Origin of the sequence: Rhizobium croatiense (genome assembly GCF_019793465.1) — a bacterium.
GTDB classification, from domain to species: domain Bacteria; phylum Pseudomonadota; class Alphaproteobacteria; order Rhizobiales; family Rhizobiaceae; genus Rhizobium; species Rhizobium croatiense.
In genome coordinates this window covers 102,849-122,458 of sequence record NZ_JAILYJ010000004.1, presented here as the reverse complement: position 1 = coordinate 122,458, position 19,610 = coordinate 102,849, and the positions used below count along the sequence as shown (strand labels likewise).

At 63.8% G+C, this 19,610-nt stretch carries 18 protein-coding genes and 1 riboswitch; of the genes, 10 read left to right on the top strand and 8 right to left on the bottom strand.

Translation table 11 applies throughout. The features are described 5' to 3' along the window. Positions 1 to 191: 191 nt before the first annotated feature. The gene (locus K6M89_RS08545; RefSeq protein ID WP_222139117.1) at positions 192 to 1,172 is read right to left on the bottom strand and encodes an SDR family oxidoreductase; all 981 of its coding nucleotides are present in this window, start codon (positions 1,170 to 1,172) and stop codon (positions 192 to 194) included. Between the two features lie 161 nt (positions 1,173 to 1,333). Then, positions 1,334 to 1,891: a DUF308 domain-containing protein gene (locus tag K6M89_RS08540; RefSeq protein ID WP_222139116.1), complete on the bottom strand. Its 558-nt coding sequence runs from the start codon at positions 1,889 to 1,891 to the stop codon at positions 1,334 to 1,336. A 138-nt stretch (positions 1,892 to 2,029) separates the two neighbouring features. Between K6M89_RS08540 and K6M89_RS08535 the strand changes: the two genes are divergently transcribed. Then, positions 2,030 to 2,611, top strand: a complete 582-nt coding sequence (locus K6M89_RS08535) for a TetR/AcrR family transcriptional regulator (protein ID WP_222139115.1) — start codon at positions 2,030 to 2,032, stop codon at positions 2,609 to 2,611. Positions 2,612 to 3,032: 421 nt separating this feature from the next. Here K6M89_RS08535 and K6M89_RS08530 read toward each other — a convergent pair whose 3' ends face one another. Together K6M89_RS08530 and K6M89_RS08525 are read right to left on the bottom strand one after the other, a co-directional pair. Then, positions 3,033 to 5,012 carry a CHASE2 domain-containing protein gene (locus K6M89_RS08530; protein WP_222139114.1) on the bottom strand — a complete coding sequence of 660 codons (1,980 nt, stop codon included), beginning with the start codon at positions 5,010 to 5,012 and terminating at the stop codon, positions 3,033 to 3,035. Then, positions 5,012 to 8,782, bottom strand: a complete 3,771-nt coding sequence (locus K6M89_RS08525) for a FecR domain-containing protein (RefSeq protein ID WP_281428471.1) — start codon at positions 8,780 to 8,782, stop codon at positions 5,012 to 5,014. The genes K6M89_RS08530 and K6M89_RS08525 overlap by 1 nt, the downstream gene beginning before the upstream one ends. Positions 8,783 to 8,912: 130 nt before the next feature. Here K6M89_RS08525 and K6M89_RS08520 point away from each other — a divergent pair, with 130 nt between their 5' ends. After that, positions 8,913 to 9,452: a Pycsar system effector family protein gene (locus K6M89_RS08520; RefSeq protein ID WP_222139277.1), complete on the top strand. Its 540-nt coding sequence runs from the start codon at positions 8,913 to 8,915 to the stop codon at positions 9,450 to 9,452. 54 nt (positions 9,453 to 9,506) lie between these two features. Here the strand turns inward: K6M89_RS08520 and K6M89_RS08515 are convergent, their stop codons facing one another. Both K6M89_RS08515 and K6M89_RS08510 read right to left on the bottom strand, forming a co-directional pair. Then, positions 9,507 to 9,995 (bottom strand): RidA family protein, encoded by a 489-nt coding sequence (locus K6M89_RS08515; RefSeq protein ID WP_222139113.1) that lies wholly within the window; start codon positions 9,993 to 9,995, stop codon positions 9,507 to 9,509. Continuing rightward, positions 9,989 to 10,714, bottom strand: a complete 726-nt coding sequence (locus tag K6M89_RS08510) for an SDR family NAD(P)-dependent oxidoreductase (protein ID WP_222139112.1) — start codon at positions 10,712 to 10,714, stop codon at positions 9,989 to 9,991. Before K6M89_RS08510 ends, K6M89_RS08515 begins: the two co-directional genes overlap by 7 nt. A gap of 187 nt (positions 10,715 to 10,901) precedes the next feature. On the opposite strand from K6M89_RS08510, the gene K6M89_RS08505 reads away from it, so the two are divergent. Both K6M89_RS08505 and K6M89_RS08500 read left to right on the top strand, forming a co-directional pair. Then, complete coding sequence (locus tag K6M89_RS08505) at positions 10,902 to 11,804, top strand: LysR family transcriptional regulator (protein WP_222139276.1); 903 nt, start codon at positions 10,902 to 10,904, stop codon at positions 11,802 to 11,804. 105 nt (positions 11,805 to 11,909) lie between these two features. Beyond that, positions 11,910 to 12,686, top strand: a complete 777-nt coding sequence (locus tag K6M89_RS08500) for a DUF1194 domain-containing protein (protein WP_222139111.1) — start codon at positions 11,910 to 11,912, stop codon at positions 12,684 to 12,686. Between the two features lie 39 nt (positions 12,687 to 12,725). Here K6M89_RS08500 and K6M89_RS08495 read toward each other — a convergent pair whose 3' ends face one another. Further along, positions 12,726 to 13,160: a 6,7-dimethyl-8-ribityllumazine synthase gene (locus K6M89_RS08495; RefSeq protein WP_222139110.1), complete on the bottom strand. Its 435-nt coding sequence runs from the start codon at positions 13,158 to 13,160 to the stop codon at positions 12,726 to 12,728. 80 nt (positions 13,161 to 13,240) lie between these two features. Further along, positions 13,241 to 13,384, bottom strand: a riboswitch (FMN riboswitch). 514 nt (positions 13,385 to 13,898) lie between these two features. On the opposite strand from K6M89_RS08495, the gene K6M89_RS08490 reads away from it, so the two are divergent. Together K6M89_RS08490 and K6M89_RS08485 are read left to right on the top strand one after the other, a co-directional pair. Then, positions 13,899 to 14,345, top strand: coding sequence for an SRPBCC family protein (locus K6M89_RS08490; RefSeq protein WP_097578924.1), 447 nt, complete (start codon positions 13,899 to 13,901; stop codon positions 14,343 to 14,345). Between the two features lie 184 nt (positions 14,346 to 14,529). Further along, positions 14,530 to 14,850 (top strand): GCG_CRPN prefix-to-repeats domain-containing protein, encoded by a 321-nt coding sequence (locus K6M89_RS08485; RefSeq protein WP_064682750.1) that lies wholly within the window; start codon positions 14,530 to 14,532, stop codon positions 14,848 to 14,850. An 84-nt stretch (positions 14,851 to 14,934) separates the two neighbouring features. Here the strand turns inward: K6M89_RS08485 and K6M89_RS08480 are convergent, their stop codons facing one another. Beyond that, a complete protein-coding gene (locus K6M89_RS08480) occupies positions 14,935 to 15,159 on the bottom strand; it encodes a hypothetical protein (protein ID WP_038689797.1) in 225 nt (74 codons plus the stop codon). A gap of 180 nt (positions 15,160 to 15,339) precedes the next feature. Here K6M89_RS08480 and K6M89_RS08475 point away from each other — a divergent pair, with 180 nt between their 5' ends. From K6M89_RS08475 to K6M89_RS08460, 4 genes are all read left to right on the top strand, one after another. Continuing rightward, positions 15,340 to 16,434, top strand: a complete 1,095-nt coding sequence (locus K6M89_RS08475; RefSeq protein WP_222139109.1) for an adenylate/guanylate cyclase domain-containing protein — start codon at positions 15,340 to 15,342, stop codon at positions 16,432 to 16,434. Positions 16,435 to 16,585: 151 nt separating this feature from the next. Continuing rightward, positions 16,586 to 17,551 carry an ABC transporter substrate-binding protein gene (locus K6M89_RS08470; protein ID WP_222139108.1) on the top strand — a complete coding sequence of 322 codons (966 nt, stop codon included), beginning with the start codon at positions 16,586 to 16,588 and terminating at the stop codon, positions 17,549 to 17,551. 19 nt (positions 17,552 to 17,570) lie between these two features. After that, a complete protein-coding gene (locus tag K6M89_RS08465) occupies positions 17,571 to 18,575 on the top strand; it encodes a FecCD family ABC transporter permease (protein ID WP_222139107.1) in 1,005 nt (334 codons plus the stop codon). Positions 18,576 to 18,616: 41 nt separating this feature from the next. Continuing rightward, positions 18,617 to 19,609, top strand: a complete 993-nt coding sequence (locus tag K6M89_RS08460) for a FecCD family ABC transporter permease (protein ID WP_222139275.1) — start codon at positions 18,617 to 18,619, stop codon at positions 19,607 to 19,609. Position 19,610 lies beyond the last annotated feature (1 nt).

The following is a 19,610-nucleotide window of genomic DNA, read 5'->3' as shown; positions in this document are numbered from 1 at the left end:
GCGCGTGTCCTTCGAGGCTCCGGCCTTTGGCCTGCGCACCTCAGGATGAGGAACCTTGGGGGATGCCGCGCCCAAGGAGGGCGTCGGAGAATGGCCCTTTGCGTTCGGCGGACGGACAATATCTCGCATTCCGGCAAGGACAGAGCATCTAAAGCCGGATCCCTGGCGAGGCGACCCGACTGTCGCCATCTCTAACCAAGGGCGCCTTGCTCCGCACAAATCCTGTCGATCAGGGCATCGAGTTCGCCCTTCGGCGGGCGGTTTTTGGCCAGGCGTTGCTTGAGGTGCATGATCGAGTCGGCGAGGATTTCGTCGAGGCTTTCGGCGCAGGTGAAGTCGCCCGCCACGCGTTTGACCTTCGCATTGTCGAAGATGGCAGTCCAGGCCTTGTCGCCCAGGAGCGGGCCGACCCACTCCTCGTTATAGCGGATCAGCGTGTCCGTCGGCACGTGGACGATCTTTGCCTCGACGCCGAGCAGCCTTGCGATCGTCTTCTGGATATCGTCCCAGATGTGCGCGCGGTCGGAGGTGATGTGGAAAATCTCGTTCAGCGCCGCCTGCTTGCCGAACAGGCCGACGAAAGGCACGGCGAAATCGACCGAGCGGGTGAGCGTCCAGGGCGTGTGGCCGTCGCCGGCCACGATGATGGGCTCGCCGTCCAGCATGCGCCTTGCCATGATATCGCTGTCGGCCATCATGATCGGCAGGCCGGTGCGGACGGTGTGGCTGGGGCGGACGATCGTCCAGGCGAGGTTGCCGGATTCTTTCAGCAGTTCCTCGCAGGCGATCTTGGCTTGGCTGTAAGGCCAGTAGGGATTGATCGCCGGCGTCTCCTCGGTGATCACGTAGTGACGCGGTGGCTTTTCATAGACGGAAGCCGAGGAAATGAAAATGTACTGGCCGCAATTGGCCGAGAAGACCTCGATGTCGCGGGCGACCTGATCCGGCGTGAAGGCGATGAACTGGCAGATGACATCATATCCGGCCCCGGCGAGATCGGCGTAGGCGCTCGATCCCAATTCGCCGACGATCGAGGTGACACCGGCGGGCAGGGCGGCATCTCTCAAGCCGCGATTGTAGACGCTGACATGGTGGCCCGCGGCAACGGCGCGTTCGACGCAAGGGTAGGAAATCTGGCCGGTGCCGCCAATGAAGAGAACTTTCAAAGCCATGGGAGTGACCTCGGGGTCTGGGGGCGGGGACTGTGATCACCCTTCATAGCGCGAAAGAATGTCATCGTCTCCCGCAAATCTCCTGCATCGCCGAGATGTTGAATGGGGCGGATGCGGCCCCTTGCGGTGGCAAGTTTGCCGCCGAAGGGGCGTGATCGTGCCTATGCAGGCGCCTTGCGAAAGGCTGCGACTGCAAGCCAGATCGAGGAGAGCAGGAAGTAGAATGCACCAAACCCTGCGTAAGGCACGACATCGAGGATCGTCGGGATGGCGGTGCCGAGCGATCGGCCGATCATGAAGCCGCCGGCAAGGGCGGACTGCGCGCCGCTCAGGATCATCACCCATTGGGCGCCTTCGGTGCGCCAGCGCCTTACGCCGGTACAGAGCTGCAACAGGCCCGAGAGGATCGCCCAGGCCCCGAAGACGGCGAGGACGGCATAGGTGCTCATGCCAAGCGCTATGATGACGGCGAGCGCCGTGATCGTGCTGACCGCGACGTTCAACGCCTGGGACGGGTTGGAGCGAAGGCCCCCATTGACCCGGGCGTCGATCAGATTGGCGAGCGCATCCCACAAGGGATAGATCACCAGCAGGAAGGCCGCGGCGCCCGGCTGCCCGGCAAAGGCAATGGCGGCGGCAATCCAGATGACCGAGAATGCGGCGCGGGTGAAATAGTAGGATCGCAGCCAGTTCGACTGGTTGAAGGATTGAGTTTGCATGGATAGGCTCCTTGTGTTGTCTACCTACTAGTAGGAAGGTCCCGATTTTGAGTCAATGCGATCGGCGGACACCTTCTTGTGAGGGGAGAGCCAAGCACCAGGCCTTGACAATCTCCCTACTAGAAGGTAGGCGACGCTATGAAATCAATGGCTTCGACATCGGACAAGATCCTCGATATCGCCCAGTCGCTCATCGTCGCGGGCGGCTATAACGGCTTCAGCTATGCTGACATTGCGGACGCGATCGGCATCCGCAAGGCGAGCATCCACCATCATTTTCCTGCCAAAGCCGAGCTGGTCGCGGTGCTGGTGGATCGCTACACCAAGCAGGCGGCGGCTGGATTGCAGTCGCTGCGCGAGCAGGCCGCAAGCCCTGCCGATCAGCTGCAGCTCTACATCGACTACTGGCGTTCCTGCATCGAGAACGCTTCGCAACCCTTCTGCGTCTGCGCCATGCTCGCCAGCGAAATGCAGATGCTGCCCGATGAGGTAGCATTGCGCGTCCGCACCCATTTCCGAAATCTGGCGGCATGGCTGACCTCGGTGCTGCGGGCCGGCGTCGAGCAGGGCCTGTTCCGGCTGGACAAGCGTCCGGACGAGCAGGCGCAAATGCTGATGGCCTCGGTTCATGGGGCGATGCTTTCGGCGCGGGCGCTTGGCGATCCCGGATTGTTTATGGCAATCGTAGCACCTGAGATCGCAAGGCTGCGGGATACATAACGGTCTCCTCCCGCCAATCTGGAGGATGCCACCAACGCTCAAGAGAGAGCCTCATTCTGAGGCGCCCCAAAGGGCTTCGCAGGACGAGGCGGGTGCGCTGCCGTTTGATGGGTGCAAGGCGCAATGTTGCGGCGTGTCCTTCGAGGCTCCGGCCTTCGGCCTGCCCACCTCAGGATGAGGGAGGTTGGAGTGTGCCGCGCGATAGCAACGGCGTCGAGGATGCCCCAGCGCTCAAGAGAGCCTCATCCTGAGGCGCCCCGCAGGGGCCCCGAAGGACGAGGCGGGTGTGCTGCGGATTGATGGATGCAAGGAGCTATGTTGCGGCGTGTCCTTCGAGGCTTCGGCCTACGGCCTCCGCACCTCAGGATGAGGAGCGTTGGAGGGTGCCGTGCCAACTCATGTGGCGACAAATGCTGCGCCGTCATTCCCCGCCTTCTGTCAGTGCATCCCGCACGATCGCGTAGTAGGAGGCAAGCTCGGGTATGTAAGCAGCCAGTTTGTCGAAGACGGCATCGGGTGGTGCCAGTCTCCCGGCATATTTCGCCTCGATAAACGCCTCATGCGCGGCAAGCGCTGCGGCGTCGGCCTTGTGCACCACGGTGAAGATGGGCGAGGGGGCGGTGCGGCCTTTGACGATGATGCGGTCGAGTTCGACGACGGTGTAGTTGGCGGCCACCAGCCTTGCGGTTTCTTCGCCGAGCAGCAGGGCGACGCCGTAATTCTTCGAGGCGCCTTCGAGGCGCGAGGCGAGGTTGACGCTGTCGCCGAGGCAGGAATAGTCGAAGCGGCGGGTCGAGCCCATATTGCCGACGATGCATTCGCCTGTGTTGATGCCGACACCCATCTTCAGGACGTGCGGCTTGCGGCCGAGTGCGGCCGCCTCCCGTTCCAGCTGAGTGTTCAGCCGCGAAATCGCCGCCTGCATGGCGAGCGAGGCGCGCACGGCGTGGAGCGCATGGTCGGGATCGTCGAGCGGTGCATTCCAGAAGGCCATAATGCAGTCGCCCATATATTTGTCGATCGTGCCACCGTGATCCATCACCACATCGGACAGCGGCGTCAGCAGCCGGTTGATCAGGCCGGTCAGTTGCTCCGGATCGTCCTTCAGCGTCTCGGCGATAGTGGTGAAGCCGCGGACGTCGGAAAACAACACCGACAGCGTGCGCCGCTCGCCGCCGAGCTTCAGCTGCGAGGGGTCGTTCGACAGGCGGCGGACGAGGTCGGGCGAAATATATTGGGCGAAAGCGCGGATGATCTGGCGCTTGTTGCGGCGCTCTTCGGCATAGTCGAAGGCAGCCTGGCCGAAGGCGACCGCGATATAGGCGACCGTCGGCCCGAGCGGCGAAACGAAGACGTGGCCAAGCCGGATGCCGGCAAAGCTGACGGCCACGAAGGCGAGGAGGGCGGCCGCGCTGGTCACGATCGTCAGCCATCCCGTCGAACGCCAGACGGTGACGGCCGCAAGCAGCACCGAGATCAGGATGCAGGCGGCGACCGTCGGCAGGCGCGCTTCCGCGATCGACAGGCCGTCGCGGATATTGTCGTAAATCGTCGCCTGGATTTCGACGCCGGAGACGAGCTTGCCGGTGTGAACCGTATAGGGTGTCGCGAAGGCGTCGACGCCGCCCTTGTCGATTTCAGGAGCATTCTGCAGGCTGAGCCCGACGAGGACGACGCGGTCCTTGAAATAACCTGGCGGCAGCAGGTTCCCAGGATCGAGCGCCTGGTAATAGGAGACTGTGGGGTAGCTGCGGGCCGGGCCGAAGGACTGGATCAGCCGGCCGGCCGGCAGGATCTCCGCTTCCGCGCCCGAGGCCTTGGCCAGCATGGCGGCAAAGCCGTCCTCATAGCCCGGAATTCGGCGGAAGATGCCGTCGCCGCTGAGATCGATCGAGGCGATGCCGGTCACGGCACCGGCTTGCGTCAGCGCCGGCAGCGGCGTGGCGCGGATCAGCTGCGAGGCCTGGGGTGTCTCGATCAGCGTTTCGTCGCCGGCAAGCACGACATCGGGACCGACCGCCCTAGCGATTGCCGCGTCGTTGCTGGGAGTGGAGGGCTCTGCCATGATGATGTCGATGCCGATGACGCGGGCGCCAGCCGCGCGAAGCTGGGTGACGAGCTCGGCATGCAGGCTGCGCGGCCAGGGCCATTGTGCGTTGATATCGGCGAGCGAGGGCTCGTCGATCGCGACGATGACGGGTCCGCCCTGCGGCGGACGCGGATCGTCGAACGTCGAGAGATAATCGAAGCTTCTGAGCTCGAGCAGCGACCAAGCGGGCAGGCGCGACAGCAGCGAGATGGCGACCAGCACGGTCAGCGACAGCACCAGCAGCCGGAGGCGGCGGCTTCCGGCCTGGCCGCCGTCCAGCCCGGCCTGCCGACGGTTGTCCCGTTCGCGCATTAGAAGCGGACTTTGAGCGTGCCCTTGAAGGCGCGGCCCCAGCCGGGCACGCCGGGCGTGATCTCGAACTCTTCGTCGAGCAGATTATAGGCGGCAGCCTCGAGCTCGATGCGCTTGTCGAAGGGTTCCCAGACAAGGTGGGCGTCGAGGCTCCAATAGTCGTCGAGCTTGGTGCCGAGATCGTCGCCGTCGCGCTCGCCGATGTAATTTGCCGCCACCGTCGCCTTGACCTTGGCCTCGTTGACCCAGGTCAGCGCGATCTGGCCGGAATTCTTCGGGATATAGGGCAGGGAGCCACCGTAATTGAAGGTCCCCGGATCCTTGTTTTCCGAATCCATGTAGGCGTAGGTGGCCGAAAGGCCGAAACCGTTGCCGAGCGCAACATTGGCGGTGACGGCGGCGCGGTCGATGCTGCCGCGCGAGAGCGGAAAGCTGTCGATGGCCGGGAGAGCGATCAGGGGTAGACCGATCGAAAAATCATGGAGCTCCTGATGCTGGTACTCCACCGTGGTGAACAGACGATCGGTCCATTCGGCATCCCATTGAAAGGCCGCCGTATCGACGTAACCTTCAGTGCCGACGGAAAACTGGTTCGCCTGAAGGCCAAGGATGCCGATCGGCGCAAGCGTGGGAACGCCCGTGTCGGCGCTCTGGCGCATGAAAGCGGCGCGCAGCCAATGGTTCTGCGTCGGCGCCCAGGCAAAGCCGAAGCGTGGTTCGAGCCGGCTGACGTCAACGCCGTCGCCTTCCAGGCGCGTGCCGAAGAGCGCATATTCGGCCTTCAGGTTCGGCGTGATTTCGTGCAGGAGATCGACATAGGCGCGACCAATATTGATGCGGGTCTCAACTTTCGTGGGTCCGTCGGTTACGCCGTCGACGAGGCCTGGAATGACATCCTCGAGATGGAAATAGGTCTCGCGCGACGCGTCGAGCCAGCCGCCCTCGACACCGTAACGCCAGGTCAGCGACCCGTCACCAATAATGTGGCTGAGGGCCGCGATGTAGGCCTTCGAGTCATTCTCGTCGCTGGTTTGCAGGAAAGGCCTAATGTCCCGGCCGGGGCCGCCGAGAAGCGGCACGTCTGCCCAGTCGAATTGTATGTCGTTGGTGGTTTTGGCTTCGGTTTGCTGATAGAGCACAGCAGCGTTCAGGACGTTCTCATAGGCGAAAGTATGGCTCCAGCCAACGCCGGCGCTGGTAAGTCGGGTGGTGTCTCGCCGAGTTGTGTAGAGCGGCAGTTCGTCCGGCGCCAGGGGCAAGCCGAAAAAGCGCAATACGGGGTTCAGCGCGTCCGAGAGCGAGGGGTCCGTCGACAGCGCATTCAACGTTCCATCATTGTTGGCATGATTGAAATAGGCCACGACGCGGTCATCCGGCGTCACCGTCGCCGTCAGATAGCCGTTTCCGCCGAGCAGCTTATTGTCGGTCGCATATCCGCCGAAGTCGCGATAGTCCCCATCGAGCGCCAGTTCTTCCCAAGTCAGGTTGCCATAGAAGCTGATCGGGATCGTTTCGTTGGAATAGCCCTGGATATCGGCTTCGCCGATGCGCCTGGTATGGCCGTCGACGCTGTTGATGCCGCCGCCGAGCGAGCCTTCGATGAAGGGTACGTCGAACAGCGTTGCCGAGCGCGAACGGCCCGACAGCATGTGCGGAGAAAGCAGCAGACCCTGGATGAAAGACGAGTAGCTCGACGCGTTGCCGCGGTTCTGGATGATGTTGTCGTCGCTGAAGCTGGTCGCGTTGACATAGGGGAAGATGCTGCCCTTGATCGATTGGTCGATGTAACCGGTGCCTTTGAAGGGGTCGAAGGCGGCATCGCCGTAATAACGGCCCCAGGCATCCAGGCCCTGCAGGCGGAAGGCGTTGTTGAGCGTCGAGCCGGCGCTCGCATTGGCGCCGAGGCCGCTGTAATCGCCGCCGCGAGCGCGCGAGCGGCGCAGGTATTCCTGCGCGTTGCGGATCGCGCCGTCGGCGTCGTAATCATCAATATCGACGGCGGTGCGAAAGGACGAGATAACCGGGTCGTTGTTGTCGAGCCGGTCGGCATTGTCGAGCGCCTGCTGCGACGGAATGCGGTCGCCTTTTTCATAATGGGCGGCGGCGAGCATCAGCTGGGATTGCGAATGCGCCGGGTTGGCGGTGCTGGCGGCAAGCAGGTCTTGCAGTGCCTTGTCGCGTTCGCCGGTTTGCAGGTGATAGCGGCCGCGGGCGAGCAGGGCGATGTCGAAGGACGGATCGAGCGCGATTGACGTGTCGATCTCGCGTTTGGCTTCCTTCATCCGCCCCTGGTCGAGATAGAGGATTGCCAGGTTGGCGTGCAGCAGCGGATCCTGCGGATCGAGCTCGATCGCCTTCTTGAAGGCCTTTTCCGCTTCGCCATTGGCATCGCGCGAGCTTTGCAGCAGGCCGAGCGAATTCAGCGTGCTTGACCCACCGGGGGCAAGCTCGATAGCGCGATTCAGGTCGGCAAGCGCGCCGTTGATGTCGCTCTCATACACCGCCTTGTAGCTCGCCCGGGCGGAGAGCGCCATCGGATGATCGGGATCGAGCGCCAGCGAGCGTTCTATCGCTTGTTTCATCTGCTCGCGGTCATCGGTGAGCTGGGCCAGCTCGGCGCGGACCGCCGGCAGGGTCGGATCGTCGGGATAGCGCTGTTCCGCCTTCCTGATGATCTCGATCGCTGCGCGCGGGTCTTTCAGGAAGCCTGTCGTATAGGCCTCCATGATTGCGCCATAGGGGCCGGTGGTGTTAGCCGGCGGCTGTTCGGCATGGGCGGGATCGGCGAGCGAGCGGGCGAAATAGCCGCCATATTGCGCCATATTGCGGCGTGACGGGTCGAGATGCGGCAAAGCCTTCTGGAAGAGCCTGGCGGCGTCGCCGTAGCGCTTCTCCGAGCCGGCGATGGTGGCGTCGATCAGGTCGACGCGCGCCTGCTGGGCCGCCGTCAGCTTGCGGCCGCGGATATTCTGCAAGGTTGCGGCCGCAGCCTGGCGGCCGTCGAAGGCGCTCTGCACTTCGGCAAGGTCCAACCAGTCCTCGGTCGTGCGCCGCTCCGGCGGCAGCGCCAGCAGGCGGCGGCGCTCGGTGGCCATACGGTCGGCCCGCAGCGGCGACGTCGGCATCAGATCGAAGCCGTCGCGCAGGTCGAGATAGAAGAGCATCTGTTCGCGGTCATCCGGATTAACGCTGATGATCTTGTGCGGCGCTTGGCCGATGGTTGCGACCGCCCCTTCGCCCTCGCTCACCTCGACGCTGCCCTGCGGGTTGGAGAGCGCCACGCGGCCTTCGAGCACGATCATCGAGGTTTTGGCGCCCTCGACGGTCATCGTCCAGTCGGTGCCGCGGATGGCGGCTGCGGCCGCGGGGGTCTCGACCGTCAGGCCCTGGCCGCCGCGCTGGGCGCGGGCCCAGATGGTGCCGGCCTGAAGCTCGAGCACCGTATCGCCGCTGGCGGCCATCTTCTTGACCTGCAGCGAGGAATTGCGGCCGAGTCGGACCTGGGTGTGATCGGAAAAGACGATGGCGAGCTGGCCGTTGGCATTGGTGCGCAGCACGTCGCCGGTCAGAAGATCCTGGTTGATGTCGACGCTGCGCCAGTCCGACACGTCGATGAAGCGCACCTCCTCGCCGGTCTTGCGGGCGATGACGGAGCCGGCGACCGGGGTTGCACGCTGCACGGGATCGGCCATCGCCGGCAGCCCGAAACCGGGCACGGCAAACGCCAGCGCCATCCCGATGCGACAGATGTTATTGGAATAACCCCGCATGACCTCGACCCCTTACCCCGCTTCCCCTTTGTCTTTGCGGAGTGAAAAAGTCAAGCACGTTGCACACGTGTTCTTGCTTTCGTCGCAAAGTGTAATATCAGGGAAACACTTTAGGGGATGGAGTATTCAGGTGAGCGAATTCGAGAATGTCACGGAGGTTATGCTGAGCAGGCCGTCGAGCGGAGATGTCAGCACCGAGTATTTCGATCATATCAAGAAAATCAACGACATATTTTATGATCAGATCAAGATATCCGACCAGAAGGCCGCCTATATCTTTACTTTCATGCTCGCCTTTTTGGTGAGCTCCAGCGATGTGAGGGCAGTCTTCAGCCTGGGCCGTTATATCGGTGGCGCACCGGGAAGCACTCTGTTCTCGGGCCTGCTTGCCGCAGCCTCGGTCTTCTCCATCCTCTCAGCCATCCTCGTCGTGCTGCCCCGTCGTCTGGGCACGTCGACCTCGCTCTTTTGGGGCGCCTGGCCCAAGCACCGCGACCTGTTCTTCGAGGCGGCCCTGCGGCGCGACGAGCGCTATCTTTTCGATCAGTATCTCGAAAACGCCGAAATCCTTTCCTGCATCGCCCGCAGCAAGTATCGCTGCGTCACCTTGGCCTTTCGCGGGTTGATGGTGAGCGTCATTGCCTATGTGCTGCTTTTGGCGGCAGGCTGAGCGCAAGCGAAGGCAAGAATGCAGGGCGCGCTGAGACGCGCGCGCCCCGCTCATTCAATCCTCGACTTCGATAACGAGCTCGATCTCGACCGGCATGCCGAGGGGCAGGCTGGCAACGCCGAGGACGACGCGGCCGGAGAGCTTTTCCTCGCCGAAGACCGCAAGCAGCAATTCGGACGCGCCGTCGGCGACCCTGGGGTGGTCGCGGAAATCGCCCTCGGTGGCGATATAGACGCCGAGTTTCACGACCCTCACCACGCTGTCCAGCGAGCCGAGATAATCCCTGGCGGCGGAAAACGCGCTCAGCGTCGCCGTCTCGGCTGCCTTGCGGCCGTCTTCCGATGTCAGCGCGCCGCCGAGACGGCCGATATAGCGGGGCTCGTGGCCGACAACCGGCAGCATGCCGCTGAAGAAGACCAGATTGCCTGTTCTCGTCGCCTCGACATAGGCCCCAAAGGGTGTCGGCGGCGGGGGAAGGGTGATGCCGAGTTCCTGCAGCCGCCGTTCCGCGCCGGCTGCCTGCGCTTTCTCATGGTTTACCATTTGCCCAGATGTGCGCCGCCATCGACGTGCAGCACCTCCCCGGTGACGCGCGGAGCTTCAGTGAGGAAGACCACCGCGTCGACGATTTCATCGACATTCGAAATGCCTGTCATCGGCGACAGCGTCCTCAGGAACTCCTTCGGATTGTCCTTGTGAAGGGGCGTGTCGACGACGCCGGGGGCGACCGTGTTGACGCGGATTCCCTCGCTTGCATACTCCATCGCAAGGTTCTTCGAAATCGCGTCGATGCCGCCCTTGGTCATCATCGCCACGGAAGCGGGCATGCCGGCGATCGGATGGTCGATCAGCGGAGTGGTGATGCTGACGACGCTGCCGCCCGTCTTCTGGGCGAGCATCTGCCTGATGACCCGCTGCGTCAGGTGCAGGAAGCCTTCGAGATTGGTCGACGAGAGCTTACGGAAGTCAGTCATCGTGTAATCGACGAACGGCTTGGTGAAGAAGATGCCGGCATTGTTGACGAGCGCGTCGATCGAACCGAACCGGTCGATTGCGGTCTTGGCGACGCGGGCCGCTGTTTCGGGATCGCCGATGTCGCCGTCGACCAGCGCCAGCCTGTTGGAAGCCTGGAAGGCATCCGAAGCGCTGACCTGACGCGAGGTGGCAACAACGTTATAGCCGCGCTCGACGAAGGCGTTGACGAGCCCTGCTCCGATACCCTGGGAGGCGCCGGTGACGATGACAGTCCTTTGCTTGGTCATGTTGAACTCCATAATCTGGTTCGGGCAACGCGGGCCTGGCAAGGTGGGTCGCTCGAGATGGGGCCGCCGCGATCGCGCCGCCATCGGGTTGTTGGTTGTTTTCGCAAGGTGAATATGGCGAAAACCTCATTGCTCGATTAGATGGAAATATCTGGATTCTCTTTTGCATCAGTGCAAAAATGCCGACATGGCCGATCTCAACGACATCGCCGTCTTCGTGAAGGTGGCGCAATATGGCAGCTTCAGCCGCGCCGCCCATTCGCTCGGCATGCCTGTTTCGACCGTCAGTCGGAAGGTGACGTCGCTCGAAAAGCAGCTCGGCGTGACGCTGATCCAGCGCACGACCCGCAAGCTCAGCCTCACCGCGCAGGGCCGGGCCTATTACGACAGGTGCAGCGAGCCGCTTGCTCATCTCATCGACGCCGAGCAGGCGCTGACTGAAACGCAGAGAAAGCCGGAAGGCCTGCTGAAGATCTCGGTGCCGGTCATCTTGGGCCAAGAGGTCTTCTACGAATTCATCTCCGATTTCCTGAAGGCCTATCCCGAGATCCAAGTCGATCTTTTCGTCACTAACCTGTTCCTCGATCTGGTCGCGGAGAATATCGATCTCGGCATCCGCTTCGGCGAACTCAAGGATTCCACCATCGTCGCGCAGCGGCTCGGCAAGAGCGTGCGCTATCTGGTCGCCGCCCCGGATTACCTGAAGGAGAGGGCGCTTCCCACAAAGCCCGAAGATCTCAAGGACCATCGGTGCGTGCTCCTGAACGGGCGCAACGGCGAAGCGGAATGGCATCTCGTCAGCGGCCGCAAATCGGCCGACGTGCGCGTGTCGGGGCCGGCATCGAGCCGCGATTTCGATGCGGTCAGCGCCTTCACCTATCGTGGCCACGGCATTGGTCTCCTGCCTTCGACCTATTGCGACGAGCAGATCCGAAGAGGCGCGCTCATCCGCCTACTGCCGGACTGGTCGTCGCCGGAAATCTTCGTGCACGCCGTCTATCCCACGCGCCGCTTCCTGCCCCTGCGCCTGCAGGTCTTCCTCGACGCGCTGAAGGCATGGAAAAGTCCTTTGTGGCTGCCGTTGCATTGAAGGGTGCCATCACCGAAAATTGAAGCCCAACGCGTGGCGGCGCGTTCTGCCCCGATCAAGCTGTGCTAGAGTCGCCCCGCTTGGGAATGGCGCGGGGATCTGCCGATGCTGACGTCACTTGCGGTGCTCATGGGGCTTTCCGGTGTTATGCCGACGGCGCAGGCTGCGGCAAACGAGGTCGACGTGACGCTGGTGCTTGCCGTCGACACCTCGCGGTCGATGGATTTCGAAGAGATCGGCATCCAGCGCGACGGTTATGTCGAGGCGCTGAAACACAAGGAATTCATCGATGCGGTGAAGGGCGGGCTCACCGGCCGCATCGCCATCAGTTATTTTGAATGGGCGGGCTATGTCGTCCAGGGTTCGGTGATCGACTGGCAGGTGATCGCGACGGAGCAGGATGCGATCGCCTTTGCCGACAAGCTCGACGCCCGGCCGATCGGCACGCAGCGGCGCACCTCGATCTCCACCGCGATTGCCCAGGGCGTCAGCATGATCATCGCCAGCCCCTTCCGGGGCAGGCGGGAAGTAATCGATGTCTCCGGCGACGGCCCGAACAATTCCGGCAATCCCGTCACGCCCGTCCGCGACAAGGCGGTGGCATCGGGCATGGTCATCAACGGCCTCGCCCTCATGCTGCGGCCTTCCGATGCGCCCGATGGGCTCGACAAATATTATGCCGACTGCGTCATCGGCGGCCCCGGCGCCTTCGTGCTGCCGGTCCGCAAGATCGAGGACTTCGCCGTCGCCGTGCGCCGCAAGCTGGTGATGGAGATCAGCGGCTTGTCTCTGCCGGCGACGGTGCAGCCGATCGCCGGCGCGGAGCCGGCAACGGACTGCTTGATCGGGGAGAAGCAGTGGCGGGATATGTTTGACCGGTAAGAGAGGCGGCAGGCGTTGCCGCCGCCTCGATGCGGAGGTTTACGCCGCGACAGCGGCGCGCGTTTTGCCGATCATGAGGGCGGCGCGGGCCGCCTCGCGGCCCTTCTCGACGAAGTGCGCGCGGTAGATTTGCGTGTGATGCTCGGTTTCCTGATACTGATGCGGGGTCAGCGAAACCGACAGAACCGGCACGCCGGTATCCATGCCGGCGCGCATCAGGCCATCGACGACGGCCTGGGCGACGAATTCGTGACGGTAGATCCCGCCGTCGACGACGAAGGCGGCGGCGATGACGGCGCCATAGCGCCCGGACGCCGCAAGATCGCGCGACAGCAGCGGCATTTCGAATGCGCCGGGAACGTCGAACACGTCGATCTGCTCAGCTGGAATAAGCTGCTGGAAACCTTCGAGCGCACGATCGACGATATCGGCGTGCCAGCCGGCTTTGACGAAGGCATAACGGGTGGGTGTCATGGTAATCTCCTTTGGCGTACAGACACGTCACCCAAGGCGATCACGAACGTTCACCGGCTGCCGGCGAGGGCGGCAGGAACGCACGTTCTCTTTCATCCGGACTATGACCGTCGGCTCAGGCATCTCACCTGATCTGCTGACCCCTCGTTAAGAAGGCGCTCGCGGGCTCGCAATCGAAACTGCATACCGCCGGTAGGGACTTCCACCCCGCCCTGAGAACGGCGCGGACAATAGGGGCAAGGCGGCGGGCTGGCAATAGGGGAATTGGTTTGGTGGGCGGGGCGTGCTTTGGCGCTTCACCCTCCTCGGGCTGCATGGCTCAGCATGAAGACGTTGGGGTATGCAAGGCTGATGAGGCTGGAAGTGGAGTGAGCACGCCTCTCCGACCTCCCTCATCCCTGTGCTCGTCAGAGGGATCCAGTGCGCCCAAGTCGTTGGACGCGAGTGACTCAGTCCTTTCAAGAGAGTTATTCACGGCGCGGACGCGCCGTGGCTGGATTCCTGTGACAGACACAGGAATGAGGGTCGAGAGGTGGGCGCTGCTCAGAGGCCTCCAAGGGCGAGGCTGACGCCGATGCTGGATAAATGCGAGGAGCCGCGACGCGCCACCGTCAAGCGAAGCCCTTGCTGCGCGTGCACTCGCGCCTACATGCTTTCATGGGCACACTCACGCCGAAACAGCATCACCCGCCGTCCCGCTTCAGGCGGGGCAGGCCACCACAATCATGGGAGGGAGGCATGCCAGAGTCTTTTGTCGTGCGCCGGGAGGCGCATATTGCGGCGCCGCCGGCTGCGGTGTTTGCGCTGATGACGGATCCGGAGAAGATTTTGCGATGGATGGGAACGGAGGCCGAGATCGAGCCGGAACCGGGCGGGCTCTATCTCGTCAACGTCACCGGCGCCCGCTTCGCGCGAGGCTCGTTTCGCGAGGTCGTGCCGGTGCATCGGCTTGCCTACAGCTTCGGATGGGATGGCAGCGAGGTCGTGCCGCCAGGCTCCAGCCTGGTCGAGATCGACCTGATCGAGCAGCCGAATGGGACGCTTCTGCGACTCACCCATAGCGGCCTGCCGAGCGAGGAGCAGTGCGCCGGCCATGCCGAGGGCTGGGAGCATTATCTGGGGCGGCTCACCGCGGTCGCCGCCGGGCGTGATCCGGGACCGGATCCTTTTTACGGCAGGACATGAACGATTTTTCGCGGGCGTGGGGCGCTTCTCAAGCGCTTGCGGCTGCGGGAAAAACGGCCGGCCGGCGCAACGACCGGCCGTCAAAAAGCAAGGTTTTTTCACCTGCAAACATGAATGCCCGGTTCATCTCCAGTTCAATTTGGCGGCCCTAAAGTGGGTACGGCTGGATGAAATGGAGTTTTCGATGAAGGCACTATCTATCGCGGCTGCCTTGCTCGCTGGCAGCCTTTCGATCGGCTCTGCGCAGGCGATGCCGATGGGGACAATCAATGTCGAGAGCAAGGTCACAAGCGACGTCACAAAGGTCGACTACGCCTGCGGCCGCGGCTGGCACCTGACCCGCTGGGGCGAATGCCGCCGCAACTGGCGACGCCCGCCGCCGGTGGCATTCTATGGTGGTCCACCCCGCTGGGGTTGGGAGCGCCGCCATCGCGACTGGGACGGCCCGCGCTGGCGTCATGAACGCCGCTGGGATCGTGAACGCCGCTGGCGGGACGACTACTAAAAGCCTCGGCATGAGGCTGACGGACGAAGGCCGGCGCGATGTTTCGCCCGGCCTTTTCTCTTGGAAACTGTCATTGCGCTCAGGTCAGATCCGGCTGACAAGCCAGTACTTGCCGTCGATCAGTTCCTCGAGTTCGGCCGGATCCTTGACGCCGAACTCAAACCATTCGACGAGTTCCTTCGCCTTCAGACGGCTTTCGTCAGCCGTAAACTCGATTCCATAGCGCGCGCACCAGCGCCGCAGGATCGACGTCAGCAGCGTCATGTCGTTTCCGTCCAGCGGATCTTTCGGCCAGAATGTCGTGCCCATCGCAACCCCTCAATCGCGGATGATGACCCGACATTATCGTGGAATCAAAGTAGCGCAAGTTTAAAGTGTTATTTTTGCGTTTTCCACCGCAGTGACGGATTTTCGACACTGTTCTTGGCAAGAGCCGCTGGCGCGGAACCGTCCGCTTGCGGACGCCTCCGGGCGATGTCATCCTGAGTCATGGATCTGCCTTCCTCCCTTGCCTGGCTGGTTGACGAGGCCGCTGCCGCGCCCGGTCCCGAACGGTTCCTCGCCGAGCTCGGACGCCGGCTGCTTTCCGATGGTCTGCCGCTTGCCGGCGGCGCCCTGACGCTTTCGGTGCCGCATCCTATCATCGCGCGGCGCACCTGGCTCTGGCGGGCGGAGACCGGGGCCGTTATCGAGGCACTCGCTTTCGCTGCGGCCCCGCCCGTTGAGGCCGGCCGCGAGTGGCTGGCCGGGCTCGGGCCGGTATGGGAGCAGCAGATCGGCCTGTCACAGGACAGCCCGGTGCTTGGCTGGGCGGGCATCGGCAATGGAGCAGGGGTGGATGCTTTCGGCGCGGCCGAGGCGGACCGTCTGCGCGAGGTGGCGCGGTTTGCCGCAGCACCGCTTGCGGCACTCGCGGCGCGGGAGGCGCGGGCAGCCCTGCTCGAGGCCTATCTCGGCCGGCGCAGCGCGGCGCGGGTGCAGGCCGGGGCACTTGCCCGCGGCACCGGAGAAACCATCCGCGCGGCGCTTCTCTGCGCCGACCTGCGCGACTTCACCGCACTCTCCGAGGTGACGGAGCCGCACGCGATGATCGCAACGCTCGATGCCTGGTTCGACCGCGTCGCCGGCGCCGTGCACGCCTTCGGCGGCGAGGTGCTGAAATTCATCGGCGACGGCGTGCTGGCGATCTTCCCCGTCACGCCTACGGCGGATATGGGGCAAGGGGACCGCGATGCCTGCGAGGCGGCGCTGCGGGCCATCGCCGCCAGCCGCGCCGGCATGGCCCATCTCGACCAGGTTCGCCAGGGGCAGGGGCTGGCGCCGCTGCCTTTCGGCGCAGCGCTGCATTTCGGCGAAATCCTGTGGGGCAATATCGGCGCGGCCGACCGGCTGGATTTCACCGCCATCGGCCCTGCCGTCAATCTTGTCAGCCGGCTCGAGGGGCTTTGCAAGCCGCTCGGCCGCAGCGTGCTGATCTCCGGGGCGGTGGCGGCGAATACGACAGCGGCGCTCGTGCCGCTCGGAGAACACGCCTTGCGCGGCATCGCCGATCCTTGTGCGGTCTTTACCCTGGCCGAGAATTGACCTCAGCGCTGATGCTGCCGAAAGGCGCAGCAGATGCGGCGGTTACTCCCGGCCGCGCCGCTCTCCGCTTCGCGAAACTCGAGCAAGAATCATGATTGTGAAACTCCTCTTTTTTGGTTAAAGCGTGTGCGCACATCGAATGGGGGCAAACATGACTCGATATACGCGCAAATTTTTCTCCGTGCTGGGGATGTCCGCAATGCTGGTGGCGGGGGCCGCGCATGCTGAAGACAAGAAGGTCTCGATCGTCGACGACCGCGGCGTGACCGTCGAAGTCCCGGCGCAGCCGAAACGCATTGCCTCGATTTCCTATTTCGCCGATGACGTCGCTTTGGCGCTCGGCATCAAGCCGGTTGCCAGCACCTATATGACGGCAGGCCGCGAGCCGGACTTCCTGCTCGGCCTGACCGCCGGGATGAAGCAGATTGGCCAGCGCGCCAAGCCCAATCTCGAGCTTCTCTCCGAAGCCAAGCCGGATCTGATCATCGCGATCCGCCGCTATACGGTCGGCAATGCGGCGCAGCTTCAGAACATCGCACCCTACGTCGCCTATAATATGGAGCTGCTCGAAGAGAGCTACAGCGAAACCGCCGCCCTTTCGAAGCTGCTCGGCAAGCCCGAGCGCGGCGAGCAGCTGAACGCCGATTTCCGCAAGCATCTGGCGGAGTTCGCCGCCAAGGCGCCGAAGGACAAGCATCCGCGCTTCCTGATCATGTGGGGCGGCGCGACACCTTTCGCCTTCCACACGGAAAACACCTCGGCCTCGATCGTCGCTGCGATCGGCGGCGACAATGTTCCCGGCCCGAAGACCCCGGGCGGCGAGTTCGGCATCGACCTCAGCCTGGAAACGATGCTGGAGAAGGACCCGGAGGTGATCTTCGTCTACGATTCCGGCCCGGATCGCCCGCATGAAAGCAATCCGATCTGGTCGCAGCTGTCGGCCGTCAAGAACAACCGGGTCTTTTATGTCGGCGACCAGTGGGTCGAGACCAATGGTCCGATCGCCCGCGAGATCGTGCTGCGCGAGGCCGCGCACTACCTCTATCCCGACACGTTCCCGGCCGTAGACGTCAAGGCGGAAGCCGCCAAGCTGATCTCGGCCGAATTGCAGAACTAAGCCGGGGACAAGACCGGCGATGGGCCCCCGGCAATCATTCCTGGCCATCGGGCTCATCGTCATCGCCGCCATCCTGGCGGCGATGATCGGCTTGCTGATCGGCGCCAAGACGCTGTCGGCCGAGACCGCCATCCGCGTGCTCCTGGCGCCCGACGGCAAGATCGAATCCATTCTCGTCTGGACGTTGCGGCTGCCGCGCAGCCTGACGGCGGCCGCCGGCGGCGCGGGGCTTGCGGTTTCCGGTTATGTGCTGCAGACGCTGACACGTAATCCGCTGGCCGATCCCGGCATCACCGGCGTTACATCGGGGGCGGTCGCGCCGATCGTCTGCTGCTTCGTCTTCCTGCCTTGGCTTTCGCCTGCCTATTATCCCTTCATCGGCCTTGCCGGCGGGCTTGCCGCAGCCTCGGTGACCTTCTGGGTGTCGCATGGTGGGCAGGGGCGGCCGCTGCAGCTTGCGCTCGGCGGTGTCAGCGTCTCGCTCTTCCTGAGTGCGATCACCACCTATGTGCTGCTTTTGACCGGGCCACAATCGGCATCGCTGCTCTTCTGGCTTGCCGGCGGCTTCCAGGGGCGCACCTGGTCGCATCTCCTTTACATGCTGCCCTGGACGATCGCCGGCGTCGCCGGCGCGCTGCTGCTGCGGCGGGTGATCGGCATGTTCATGCTGAGCGATCATGCGGCGGCCGGCATGGGCCTGCAACTCGGCCTGTGGAAGCCGCTCATCCTCATTCTCGCCGTCCTTCCGGTCGCCGGTGTCGCGCCGGTCGCCGGGCCGGTCGCCTTCGTGGGGCTGGCCGCCCCCCATATCGCCCGGCTGCTCAGGCCGCGCGGCACGGGATGGGAGATTGGGCTCTGCGCTGCCCTCGGCGCGCTGATCGTCACCGTCGCCGACGTCTTGGCGCGCAGCATCGCCATCCCGCGTGAGCTGCCGGTCGGCATCATTACGGCGCTGCTTGGCGGTCCTGTTTTCATCTATCTCGTCCAGCGCGGGCGGCTCAGCCTTGCGGGTGGGGCACGATGAGCGTCCCGGCATCGACATCGGCCGCTTCGCCAGGCCTCGGCATGGCCGCCGCACTGGCCATCTTGACGGTCCTGTCGCTGGCGGCGGCGATCTTTCTCGGCGTTGCCGATATTCCGATGGCCGATGTCGCGGCCGTTTTGACCGGCGGAGGCTCGGCGGAGGCGCGGCTGATCATTCTCGATATCCGGCTGCCGCGCATCGCCACCGGCATTCTGGCCGGCATCCATTTCTCGCTGGCGGGATATCTGCTGCAGACCATCACCCGTAATCCGCTGGCCGATCCGTCGCTGATGGGCGTGTCGCAGGGGGCGACGCTGTCGGTGACGATCTTCCTGCTCTTCACCGTCTATATCTTCGAGCCGGGCTCGAACACGCTTGCCGAACTGCCGGTCGCATGGGTGCCGGCGGCGGGGCTTGCCGGCGGCCTGCTGGCGGGCGGCGTAATCTATCTCCTGGCTTTTCGCCTCGGCCTCAGCGCGCTGCGCATCACGCTCTGCGGCGTGGCGGTCGGGGCGGTTCTGCATGCGGTGGCGATCGGCCTTATCGCCGGTTGGGGATCGGCCCGCATCGAGATCATTCTGGAATGGCTGTCGGGCAGCCTTTACGCCCGCAGCTGGGATCACTCACTCTTCCTGCTGCCCTTTACCATCGCCGGGCTTGCCATGCTGCCGGTGATCTACCGGCCCTTGACGCTGCTGCAGTTCGATGCATCCGTCGCCCGCTCCTTCGGGCTCGGCTATAAGAGACAGTTCTCGGTCGTGCTGATCCTATCTTCTGCGCTTGCGGCGAGTGCGGTCGGCGCGGTCGGCCCTGTCGTCTTCATCGGTCTCGTCGTGCCGCATCTTGCCCGTTTCCTGGCGGGACGGAATTTCATGCTGTCGCTTATCCTGACGATCGTGCTCGGCGCTGTCATCGTCACGCTCGGCGATCTCATCGGCCGGCTGCTGGGCCAAGCCGAGGAAATCCCGATCGGCGTCGTCACGGCCGTCTTCGGCGTACCGCTCCTGCTCGCGCTGCTGCGCAAAACCATGTGAG